The 10,477-nt window shown below is 59.8% G+C and carries 10 protein-coding genes; 5 read left to right on the top strand and 5 right to left on the bottom strand.

The window, feature by feature from the left end; all coding sequences use genetic code 11:
• Positions 1–182 precede the first annotated feature (182 nt).
• The gene (locus K5E40_RS31585; RefSeq protein WP_221734103.1) at positions 183–2,594 is read right to left on the bottom strand and encodes a penicillin acylase family protein; all 2,412 of its coding nucleotides are present in this window, start codon (positions 2,592–2,594) and stop codon (positions 183–185) included.
• Positions 2,595–2,697: 103 nt separating this feature from the next.
• Positions 2,698–3,276 (bottom strand): DUF6436 domain-containing protein, encoded by a 579-nt coding sequence (locus K5E40_RS31580; RefSeq protein ID WP_221734102.1) that lies wholly within the window; start codon positions 3,274–3,276, stop codon positions 2,698–2,700.
• 98 nt (positions 3,277–3,374) lie between these two features.
• Here K5E40_RS31580 and K5E40_RS31575 point away from each other — a divergent pair, with 98 nt between their 5' ends.
• Positions 3,375–4,322: an alpha/beta hydrolase gene (locus K5E40_RS31575; protein ID WP_221734101.1), complete on the top strand. Its 948-nt coding sequence runs from the start codon at positions 3,375–3,377 to the stop codon at positions 4,320–4,322.
• A gap of 103 nt (positions 4,323–4,425) precedes the next feature.
• Here the strand turns inward: K5E40_RS31575 and K5E40_RS31570 are convergent, their stop codons facing one another.
• Entirely contained in the window at positions 4,426–5,178 is a 753-nt protein-coding gene (locus K5E40_RS31570) for a DUF2059 domain-containing protein (RefSeq protein ID WP_221734100.1), read from the bottom strand.
• Between the two features lie 108 nt (positions 5,179–5,286).
• Here K5E40_RS31570 and K5E40_RS31565 point away from each other — a divergent pair, with 108 nt between their 5' ends.
• Together K5E40_RS31565 and K5E40_RS31560 are read left to right on the top strand one after the other, a co-directional pair.
• Positions 5,287–5,919: a 2OG-Fe(II) oxygenase gene (locus tag K5E40_RS31565; protein ID WP_221734099.1), complete on the top strand. Its 633-nt coding sequence runs from the start codon at positions 5,287–5,289 to the stop codon at positions 5,917–5,919.
• A 1-nt stretch (position 5,920) separates the two neighbouring features.
• Entirely contained in the window at positions 5,921–6,406 is a 486-nt protein-coding gene (locus K5E40_RS31560) for a DUF523 domain-containing protein (RefSeq protein ID WP_221734098.1), read from the top strand.
• Between the two features lie 54 nt (positions 6,407–6,460).
• Here the strand turns inward: K5E40_RS31560 and K5E40_RS31555 are convergent, their stop codons facing one another.
• Positions 6,461–7,030: a transporter substrate-binding domain-containing protein gene (locus K5E40_RS31555; RefSeq protein ID WP_221734097.1), complete on the bottom strand. Its 570-nt coding sequence runs from the start codon at positions 7,028–7,030 to the stop codon at positions 6,461–6,463.
• A gap of 135 nt (positions 7,031–7,165) precedes the next feature.
• On the opposite strand from K5E40_RS31555, the gene K5E40_RS31550 reads away from it, so the two are divergent.
• Positions 7,166–7,591 (top strand): DUF4399 domain-containing protein, encoded by a 426-nt coding sequence (locus tag K5E40_RS31550; protein WP_221734096.1) that lies wholly within the window; start codon positions 7,166–7,168, stop codon positions 7,589–7,591.
• Between the two features lie 52 nt (positions 7,592–7,643).
• Here K5E40_RS31550 and serA read toward each other — a convergent pair whose 3' ends face one another.
• A complete protein-coding gene (gene serA, locus K5E40_RS31545; protein ID WP_095186937.1) occupies positions 7,644–8,873 on the bottom strand; it encodes a phosphoglycerate dehydrogenase in 1,230 nt (409 codons plus the stop codon).
• A 206-nt stretch (positions 8,874–9,079) separates the two neighbouring features.
• On the opposite strand from serA, the gene K5E40_RS31540 reads away from it, so the two are divergent.
• Positions 9,080–10,474, top strand: coding sequence for an FAD-binding oxidoreductase (locus K5E40_RS31540; RefSeq protein WP_221734105.1), 1,395 nt, complete (start codon positions 9,080–9,082; stop codon positions 10,472–10,474).
• The last annotated feature ends 3 nt before the right edge of the window (positions 10,475–10,477 follow it).

Here is a 10,477-nt window from a genome sequence, read left to right as displayed (position 1 = left end):
GTGGGAGCGGGCTTGCTCGCGAAGGCGTCAGGCCAGCCAATATCTCTGCTGACTGACACAGCGCTTTCGCGAGCCAGCCCGCTCCCACACTGGATTTGTGGCGAACACAAGAAATGGTCCATCACAGATCAAAACGGTGGGTGGGGCTTGCTCGCGAGGAGGCCCCTCCAGCCAGCCTGGAACTACTGGGCAGCCCGTGCCGGTAGCAGCTTCAAGGTACTGCGGGTATTGGCCATGACTTCCTCATCGCTGAAATGCGCCTGCATATACATCCCTTCCACATACGCTTCAGCCTGATCGTCATAGTGACTGTCGAACGGCACACCGCTCTGGCCGACCGGGTTGATGGTCAAGCCGTGTGCCGGGTCGGCGAAGTCCACCAGCCGCCGCGTCGATGGCCCGTAAGTCACTGGCCATGGCGCCGGGCCGATCTTCGCTGAGAGGTTGTTCGGCACTTCATGGCTGCCCGGTGCCGCGAAAGGGCCGACGTTGAAGATGCGATCCAGGGGCTTTTGCTGCCCCAGTGGATGCCCGTGGGTCAGGGTGTGCGCCGTGCCCCATTTCCACCCGCTAGCGTCGTCGCCGAGGGTCAGCTTCAGGTGCTTCATGCTCGCCTGCCACGCCGCCCGCACGGTGTCGGCGCGAGTCTCTTTGTTCGGCGTGTTGCGATTGTCCCACCACGGCGAGTCGGCGTTGGCCGCCAGGCGTGGCAGCGCGGCATCGATCACCCGCGTCGACAGCAGCGTCTCGAAAAAATCATTGCCCAACTCGTCACGCATCGTCGCATCAGCCAGGTTATAGAGAAACTGGTTGAACACCGTCGCACTGACTGAATCCAGCGGATAGTCGCCTTGCCACTGCGCCAGTTGTTCGATCAGTTTGCGCTCGGCGGTGTCCGTCACCACCTCACGCAACACTGGCAATAGCGGCGCCAATAGACGCGGGCCGTAGCCGGTGGTGGTGCCCAGTTGCAGCTTCTGGTTGGCTTCGTTGGTCCACTTGACGCTCTTGTCACTGAGCTGACGATTGAGTTGCTGGCCACGATCGGCAAGGTTGTAGTAACCGGGAATCTCCATGCCAGTCGGCGACACAGGCTGGAAGTTGGCCGAGACGATGTAGCCGCGCGCCGGGTTCTCTTCCTGCGGGTTGGCGCTGAACGGGTAGTAACCGTCCTTGTCCGCCTGATTGGTGCTGCCGTCGAGAATGAAACCCGGTTTGACCCCTGCCGGGCGCTTGGGCAACAGCGCAGAAGCCCACCAGGCGATATCTCCCTTGGCATTGGCGTAGACGAGGTTCAGCCCTGGTGCCTGCACTTTGGCCGCGGCGGCACGGGCCTTGGCCAGCGTGTCGGCACGGTTGAGCTGATAGAAACCTTCGAGGATCGGATTCGGCGTTTCGAGGAAGGCCCACCACATGGCAATCGGCGTTTTCCCGGCGGCGCTGCCGAGTGCGTCGTTGACGATTGGGCCGTGGGGCGATTGGCGCAGGGTGATCGTCACCGGTGCCTGGCCCTTCACCGCAATCTGCTGTTCGGTGCTGACCATGTCGGTCCACTGCCCGCGATACCAGACCTGGTTCGGATTGTCCGGGTTGACCTTCTCGGCGATCAGATCCAGATCGTCGTTCTGGAACATCGTCAGGCTCCAACCGAAATCCATGTTGTGGCCCAGGAACGCGAACGGCACCAGCGCCTGATGGTGGCCGTAGAGTTCAAAGCCCGGGGCCGACAACTGCGCCTCGTACCACACCGATGGCACCGAGAAGCGAATATGCGGGTCACCGGCCAGCAACGGTTTGCCACTCTGGCTGCGGCTGCCGGCAATCACCCAGGCGTTGCTGCCTTCGAACTGCGGCAGACCGTTGTCAATCAGCGCCTGCTCGCTGAGGCGGGCGAGGGCGCTGAGGTCTTTCCAATCGCCAGCCGCAAGGGCTGGCGTCGGGTTGCTGCGGCCCTTGACCAACACACCCTTGGGCTGCCAGTCGAGGTCGAAGACGTTGAGGTAATCGGCACCGAGTTGATCGCGCACATAGGTCAGCAACGGTTCGGTGCGAAACGCGGCGGCAAAGCTGTAAGCCATATAACCGGCGACGCTGATGCTGTCTTCAGCCGTGAACGGCCGCTTGGGGATGCCCAGCACGTCGAACTCAATGGGCGCTGCGTGCGTGTCCTGATATTGGTTGATGCCATCCAGATAAGCTTGCAGGCCCTTCCACGCCGGAGACTGCTGATCGAGGCTGGCAACGTAACTGGCGGCGCGCTCACGAATGCGCAGGCTGCGGAACAGTTTGTCGGTGTCGAGCAGTTTCGGCCCGAGCACCTCGGCCAGCTCGCCACGGGCGAGGCGGCGCATGGCTTCCATCTGGAACAGACGATCCTGGGCGTGCACATAGCCGAGGGCGCGGTAGAGGTCGGTTTCGTTCTCGGCACGAATATGCGGTACGCCGCGCTCGTCGTAACGCACGGTCACCGAACCTTGCAGGTGGCGCAGTTCAACCTGGCCCTTTCGCGTTGGCTGCTTGCTGTAGACGTACCAGCCCCCCGCGCAGAGCAGGACAACGATGAGCAAGGCAAGAACGGTGAACACGCGCTTCATGGTGACTCCTTGTGAATGCGGGATTGCCGCCCGTGCGGGCTGCAAACAATTAGCACAGACCTTCTGTGCCGTGCATCGCTGTCCTTGAAAAGTCCGCAATGCCTTAATGCGTTTCGACCGGCCACGGACAATAACAACCGACCGCCAAGGTGTGTGTGGCATTGACCGGGCGATCATCCGTCAGTGCGTTCAGGATCGGTTCGATAAAGCTGTTACTGGCGTTGCAGGTCAGGCCCTCGCTGTAGGGGCCAAAGTACGCCAGTTTGCCACTGCGGTCCCAAATCGCCACGGCGGGGCTGGCGGGAACCTGTTCGGAGCCGGGCAATATTGCAATGGTTTTCAGGCGGCTCAACGTGGCAGGCAACTGGCCGTGGCTGCCGGGCTTTTGTAAGGCAAAGAACTCTACGCCTTTGCCGCTGAACTGCTCGACCATCTCGCTCAGGTGCTGTTGGTTGCCAACGTTGCACGGGCAGGCGGGGTCCCAGAAGTGCACCAGTCGAATCGGCCCGGGGCCAGCGAGATCATCCGGCAGGCGCAACGGGTCGCCGGAAAACACCGCGGTGTGTTCGCTGAACGCCCGCAGATAGCGGCCCTGAAACCAGTCGTACGCCATCCACAGCACCCCGGCGCAGACAAGCGCGATCAGGCTGGCAAACAGTGCGGTGCGGTAGGGCGAACGCATGGATTTTGCTCCTCGGAGGGCGGCTAGCTTGCCATGCTTGCTTCTACAGATGAATATCGCAGGCCGATAAAGTCTGTTTACCGCTCTGGAACTGCCTCATGCCTGCTACCTTCGATCCCGATCATTTACGTGCCAGCCTCAAGCCATTGGCTGAGTGGCAGCCGTTATCGGAGGAGGCAAAGGCTTATCAGCGGTTCTATAAAACCGACTTTCCCGAGCGCGATGTCTGGCGCGGCATCGGTCGATTCGACGTGGACGGTTATGAACTGGTCAGCCATTGCTGGTGGCCGGAAAAGGTCAAGGGCACGCTGTTTCTGCTGCACGGTTTCTATGATCACACCGGGCTCTATCGACATGTCATCGAGTGGGCGCTGGATCAGGATTTTGCCGTGATCGCCTGCGACTTGCCTGGGCACGGTCTGTCGAGCGGTGTGCGGGCGAGCATCCGTGACTTTTCCGAGTATCAGGACACCCTGCAAGCCCTGTTCGCCGAGGCCCATTCGATTGCCCTGCCGCAGCCGTGGCACTTGTGCGGGCAGAGCACGGGCGGGGCGATTGTGGTCGATCATGTGCTCAACCATGGCGAGAACAGTCCGGCGCAAGGCCAGTTGATTCTGTTGTCGCCCTTGGTGCGGCCGCGGGCGTGGGGCTGGTCGCAGTTGAGTTATTACCTGCTGCGGCCGTTTGTTCGAGGGATCGCCCGGCGCTTCAGCGAGAACTCCAACGATCCGGATTTCCTGCCGTTTCTGCTGGCCGATCCGTTGCAGCCCAAGCGCTTGCCGACTGCATGGGTCGGCGCGTTGTCACGCTGGATCCACCGGGTGGAATACGCGAAAAAAAGCCCGCGCCGGCCGCTGATCATTCAGGGGCAGGCGGACATGACCGTGGACTGGCAGCACAACCTGCAGGTGCTGAAGTGGAAGTTTGATCGGCCGCAGATTTTGCTGCTGCCGCAGGCGCGGCATCATCTGGCCAATGAGACGGCGGAGATGCGCGAGGAGTATTTCGAGTTCTTGAGCAAGCGGATCAGGGGCCGGAATCTCTAGCGTCTGTTAGGGCCTCTTCGCGAGCAGGCTCGCTCCCACAGAAGACCGCGATCACAGGTGGGCGCGGGCTTGCTCGCGAAGGCGACCTGTCAGACGACGCAGTTTACTGGCCGAGGTTCGAAGTATTCTGCCCCACCGCCAGCCCCGCGCGAATTGCCGCCAGCGCCGCTTGATAGTAAGCCTTGCCCTCCGTCGACTCGGCAAACGTCGCAAACTCTTCGAGTTCTTCATCCGACAAGTCGCGATAAACATAGAGCAGTGTGTTGTTCATGTCGGCGCCGATCTGATCCATCAGCCTCTGGCGCTGGCCATTCAACATCCCTTGCGCCTGACCGTCGCCGAGCAGCCCTGGAATCATCGAACTCAAACTGTCCGCTGCCACACCCGCAATGGCGAGGCTGACCTCGGCGCCAGCTTCACGAGCCGGCAGCGCCTGGGCGAGGTGGCCGATGATCAGCAGACGGCTGTCGCTGACCTGCATCTTGGGCAGACCTTTGGCATTTTTCGCCAGTTGATCGCGCCGGGTCGCCAGCAATTCAGCGGCGACGATTTTTTTACCCAGCGGCGATTGGAAGAAGGACAGCGCCGGTTTCGGATCGGCAAGGTTCTGGCGCAACTGGGCTTCGGCGCGTTGATCCATGGCGTGTGGCGAAAAACGCTGGTTGCTGTTGCTCACCAATGCTTGAAAAACCGCAGGCGGCAGGCTGTTTTGATAACGCTGCTGGGCAGCACTGAGGGCGTCATTGAAGTGCGCACGTTGATCTGGCCAGCCGGCGACCTTGTAAAGCTGATCATGGCCGTCCGCCCAAGCGGGCAAAACGCAGAACATCAACAGTGAAAAAAACAAACGGCGCATAGGGACTCCTGTCAGCAGCGGACTATTCTCCGTGCGGTGTCGGTACTTGTCGAGAATTCGTAGCAAGCCGCTGCGTGGCTCTGTCGGATTTCTTGCCGCCGACATACTATGCGCGCCATGCAAATAACCTCTGAACACCCACTGCTGTTACGTATCGTCGACGACCTGGCCGAGCATGGCTGGTCGCAGCAGAACATTTTCCTGCCCGCGGGTTTGACCCGCGAGCTGGCGGCCGAGTGCCGTAAACGTGAGGCCGAGGGTGAACTGGTGCCGGCGGCGGTCGGTCGCGGCCCATTTTCAGAGATTCGCGAGGGTATTCGCGGCGATCATATTCAATGGATCGACCCAGGGCAGGCCGAGGCCAGCGACCGTTATCTGAACCTGATGGACAGCCTGCGCGAGGCGCTCAACCGGGGGCTATTCCTCGGGCTTGAAGACTTCGAGTGCCACTTTGCGCTGTATCCGCCGGGCGCGTTCTATCGCAAACACGTCGATCGTTTTCGCGACGACGACCGGCGCATGGTTTCGGCGGTGGTCTATCTCAATGAAGTCTGGCTGCCGGAAGATGGCGGTCAGTTGCGCATGTACCTGGGTGATGAGCGCGCTCACGACGTACAGCCCATCGGCGGTTGTCTGGTGGTGTTTCTTTCTGGCGAAGTGCCGCATGAGGTGCTTCCGGCAAACCGCGAGCGCTTGTCGCTGACCGGATGGTTCCGCCGCCGTGGCAACGAGCCTTTCTGATATGCACAAGATTCTGGTCAGTCGCTGCCTGTTGGGCCATCGCGTGCGCTACGACGGCGGGGCCAGTGGGCCGTTTGATTTGCTGGAACAGTGGATTGCTGAAGGTCGGGTTGTGCCGTTGTGTCCTGAAGTGGCCGGTGGTTTGCCGACCCCGCGGGCAGCGGCAGAGATTCCGGGTGGGCAGGGGGCTGAAGTGCTCGACGGCATGGCGTCGGTGATGACCACTGAAGGCGAAGATGTCAGTGCACAGTTTCTCGATGGCGCCCGGCAGGCGTTGGCGTTGGTGCAAAAGCACGGCATCCGCGTTGCGGTGCTCAAGGCCAACAGTCCTTCGTGCGGCAATCTGCTGACGTATGACGGCACGTTCAGTGGAGTTAAAGTCAGCGGTGAAGGCGTGACAGCTGCACTGCTCAAACGCCATGGCGTGCAAGTCTTCAGCGAGCTTGAATTGTCGCAGGCTGCAACAGCCCTGACACAACTCGATTAAAAGCCCACCCCAGATTCCCGTGTGGGAGCAAGCCCCCTCCCACAGGTTTTGTGTTCACTCGGGTTTGGTGAACCACTTCTCGGACAACGCCGCCAATCGCCCATCCGCCTTGATCCGTTGCAACGCACCCTCAAGGCTGGAATGAAACGCCGGGTTGCCCTTCTGAAACGGAATCGCCAGGTCCACCGGTGCACTCGCCGCAGGCTTCTTCTCGGTCAACGCCTGCACCAGCACCATCGGCTGTGGCTGCTCGTCTTTCTTCGCCAGCAATTGCGAATCGACCTGACTGTATGGCTCGCTGAAGTCGAAACGATCCTTGAGTTCGGGTGTCAGTGCTATGTGATTGAGCGCGACGTCGTACTTGCCGCTTTCAACGCCCTGGAGCAGATCGCCCTCGTCGGTGACGATGAAATCGACGCGAACATCCAGTTCGTTGGCCAGCAATTGCCCAAGCTCAACCTCGAACCCTGTGAGTTTGTCGCCATCCATGTAATTGAAGGGCGGTGTATTAGCCTCAAGGGCGATGCGCAACTCGCCACGGTCGTTGACGTCATCAATCAATTCGGCATGAGCCAGCGGGCTCAGAAGGGGTAGCAGGCAGATCAGGCCAGGCAGAAAACGCATGGTCACTCCTTTGAAATCATTATCGCGATGCTCTGAGTCAGGCTCGCTTTGCTATGGTTGTCGAGTGCCTTCGACAACGAATGGTCATGAAGTTGTCATGACCACGCGGATTTTACGGAAAAACTGGAGAAGAGAATGAAAACGTTTATGTCACGAGCCGCGTTGGCTGGCCTTCTATTGAGCGCGTCGATGATGGCCAGCGCTGCCACGCCAGCGCCGGCGGGGGCTTCCGTAAGCATCGTCGAGCCGAGCAGCGGCGCCGTTGTCGACAAGACCTTCAAGGTCAAATTTGCAGTAAAGGGCATTGCGTTGGCGCCCGCTGGCGATCTCACAACTAACACTGGCCACCATCACCTGCTGGTCGACGCCAAGAGCAGTGTTCCTGCGGGCGCTGTGATTCCGGCAGACGCCAACCATATCCATTTCGGCAAGGCCCAGACTGAAACCGAACTGACGCTGACGCCAGGCAAGCACACTTTGCAGTTGGAACTGGGCGACAAGAGCCACATGGCTTTCGATCCGCCCATCGTTTCGGAAAAGATCACCGTAACGGTGAAATAAAAAAGGGAGCCGCTGGGCTCCCCTTTTTTTAGTTGCAAGCTTGAAGCTGCTCTTAGAACAACACACGGCTACGAATAGTGCCGTTGATGTGCTGCAGCTTCTCTTGCGCCAGGTCCGAGTACTCGGCGTCGACGTCGATCACCACGTAACCGACTTTCTCGTTGGTCTGCAGGAACTGACCGGAGATGTTGATGCCGTTTTCGGCGAAGACCTTGTTGATCTCGCTCATCACACCCGGAATGTTTTCGTGGATGTGCAGCAGGCGGTGCTTGCCAGGGTGAGCCGGCAGGGCCACTTCCGGGAAGTTTACCGACGATACGGACGTACCGTTGTCGCTGTACTTGACCAGTTTCTCTGCCACTTCCAGACCGATGTTGGCTTGCGCTTCAGCGGTCGAACCACCGATGTGCGGGGTCAGGATCACGTTGTCCAGGCCACGCAGCGGGCTTTCGAACTCTTCGTCGTTGGAGCGTGGCTCCACCGGGAACACGTCGATGGCCGCGCCGATCAGGTGCTTGTCCTTGATCGCGTCCGCCAGGGCGTCCAACTCGACCACGGTACCGCGTGCTGCGTTGATCAGGATGCCGCCCTTCTTGATGGCGCGGATCTCCTTCTCGCCGATCATCCACTGGGTCGCAGCAGTTTCCGGAACGTGCAGGGTCACGATGTCGGACATGCCCAACAGCTCGTTCAGGTTGCCGACCTGGGTCGCGTTGCCCAATGGCAGCTTGGTCACGGTGTCATAGAAGAACACCTGCATCCCTAAGCCTTCAGCCAGGACCGACAACTGAGTACCGATCGAGCCGTAGCCGACGATGCCCAGCTTCTTGCCTCGGATTTCGAAGGAGTTGGCTGCGGATTTGATCCAGCCGCCACGGTGGCAGGAAGCGTTTTTCTCAGGGATGCCGCGCAGCAGCAGGATCGCTTCGGCCAGCACCAGTTCGGCAACGGAACGAGTGTTGGAGTACGGCGCGTTGAACACGGCGATACCGCGTTCGCGGGCGGCACTGAGGTCAACCTGGTTGGTGCCGATGCAGAAGCAACCGACAGCGACAAGCTTCTTCGCGTGATCGAAGATCTCTTCAGTCAGTTGGGTGCGCGAACGAATGCCGATGAAGTGAGCGTCAGCGATCTTTTCCTTGAGCTGGGCTTCCGGCAGAGAACCTGTGAGGTACTCAATGCTGGTGTAGCCCGCCGCCTTGAGGACGTCGACAGCCGATTGGTGGACGCCTTCGAGAAGAAGGAACTTGATCTTGCTCTTATCGAGAGAAGTCTTGCTCATCTGCGTAAACCTGTATCCCGGAGAAAAATGGCAGGGAGGGGAGCAGCCTGGAGCTGACCCGAACGGCAGGAAAGCCGTCGCCGCAGAACTGGCCTTGGGCGCTGTTCTGCGGGGTCGGTATGCTAGCATAGCCGCCCCGCTAAACACTCATTCCTGCGACGTGAAGCGTTCTCAGGATGACCATGAATTGTTCGAGAGTTCTGTCGATGACCAATCCTGCGCTGATTGATGAACTGAAGACCCTGGTCGAGCCTGGCAAGGTCCTGACCGACGCCGACTCCCTGAACACGTATGGCAAGGATTGGACCAAACACTTCGCCCCGGCGCCCACTGCCATCGTTTTTCCCAAGACCATCGAACAGGTGCAGGCCATCGTCCGTTGGGCCAACACCCACAAGGTCGCGCTGGTGCCCTCGGGCGGGCGCACGGGGCTGTCCGCCGCTGCGGTGGCCGCCAATGGCGAAGTGGTCGTGTCGTTCGACTACATGAACCAGATTCTCGACGTGAACCTCACTGACCGCACCGCCGTGTGTCAGCCTGGCGTGGTCACCGAGCATTTGCAGAACGTCGCTGAAGAAAAGGGCCTGTACTACCCGGTGGACTTTGCTTCGGCGGGTTCCAGCCAGATTGGCGGCAATATCGGCACCAATGCCGGCGGGATCAAAGTCATTCGCTACGGCATGACCCGCAACTGGGTTGCCGGCATGAAGGTGGTCACCGGCAAAGGTGACGTGCTGGAGCTGAACAAAGATTTGATCAAGAACGCCACTGGTTATGACTTGCGGCAGTTGTTCATTGGCGCCGAAGGCACCCTTGGATTTGTCGTTGAAGCGACCATGCGTCTGGATCGTGCGCCGAAAAACCTCACGGCGATGGTCCTCGGTACCGCCGATTTCGACTCGATCATGCCGGTGCTGCACGCCTTTCAGGGCAAACTCGACCTGACCGCCTTCGAATTCTTCTCCGACAAGGCCTTGGCCAAAGTGTTGGGTCGCGGTGATGTACCGGCGCCGTTTGAAACCGATTGCCCGTTCTACGCGCTGCTGGAGTTTGAGGCGACCACTGAAGAAGTGGCCAACAGCGCGCTGGAAACCTTTGAACATTGCGTCGAGCAGGGCTGGGTACTGGACGGCGTGATGAGCCAGAGCGAAACCCAGTTGCAGAACCTGTGGAAGCTGCGCGAGTACATCTCCGAGACCATTTCGCACTGGACTCCGTACAAAAACGACATCTCCGTCACCGTGTCAAAAGTACCGGCGTTCTTGCAGGAAATCGACGCGATTGTCGGCGAATACTATCCGGACTTTGAAATTGTCTGGTTCGGCCACATCGGTGACGGCAACCTGCACCTGAACATCCTCAAACCGGAAAACCTGAGCAAGGACGAGTTCTTCGCCAAATGCGCCACCGTCAACAAGTGGGTGTTTGAAACCGTCGAGAAGTACAACGGCTCGATCTCCGCCGAGCACGGCGTGGGCATGACCAAACGCGATTACTTGACCTACAGCCGCTCGCCGGTTGAGATCCAATACATGAAAGCGGTCAAAGCGGTGTTCGACCCGAACGGCATCATGAACCCGGGCAAGATCTTCGCGGTTTGATTG

It is taken from the genome of Pseudomonas baetica, from assembly GCF_019733355.1.
Lineage (GTDB): Bacteria > Pseudomonadota > Gammaproteobacteria > Pseudomonadales > Pseudomonadaceae > Aquipseudomonas > Aquipseudomonas baetica_A.
Note: the sequence above shows the minus strand (reverse complement) of the source record. Positions and strands in the feature narration are given on the sequence as shown.

Bases quoted from the DNA above. Each gene is read 5' to 3' on its own strand.
- K5E40_RS31585 (WP_221734103.1), bottom strand. From the start codon at position 2,594: ATGAAGCGCGTGTTCACCGTTCTTGCCTTGCTCATCGTTGTCCTGCTC.
- K5E40_RS31580 (WP_221734102.1), bottom strand. From the start codon at position 3,276: ATGCGTTCGCCCTACCGCACCGCACTGTTTGCCAGCCTGATCGCGCTT.
- K5E40_RS31575 (WP_221734101.1), top strand. From the start codon at position 3,375: ATGCCTGCTACCTTCGATCCCGATCATTTACGTGCCAGCCTCAAGCCA.
- K5E40_RS31570 (WP_221734100.1), bottom strand. From the start codon at position 5,178: ATGCGCCGTTTGTTTTTTTCACTGTTGATGTTCTGCGTTTTGCCCGCT.
- K5E40_RS31565 (WP_221734099.1), top strand. From the start codon at position 5,287: ATGCGCGCCATGCAAATAACCTCTGAACACCCACTGCTGTTACGTATC.
- K5E40_RS31560 (WP_221734098.1), top strand. From the start codon at position 5,921: ATGCACAAGATTCTGGTCAGTCGCTGCCTGTTGGGCCATCGCGTGCGC.
- K5E40_RS31555 (WP_221734097.1), bottom strand. From the start codon at position 7,030: ATGCGTTTTCTGCCTGGCCTGATCTGCCTGCTACCCCTTCTGAGCCCG.
- K5E40_RS31550 (WP_221734096.1), top strand. From the start codon at position 7,166: ATGAAAACGTTTATGTCACGAGCCGCGTTGGCTGGCCTTCTATTGAGC.
- serA (WP_095186937.1), bottom strand. From the start codon at position 8,873: ATGAGCAAGACTTCTCTCGATAAGAGCAAGATCAAGTTCCTTCTTCTC.
- K5E40_RS31540 (WP_221734105.1), top strand. From the start codon at position 9,080: ATGACCAATCCTGCGCTGATTGATGAACTGAAGACCCTGGTCGAGCCT.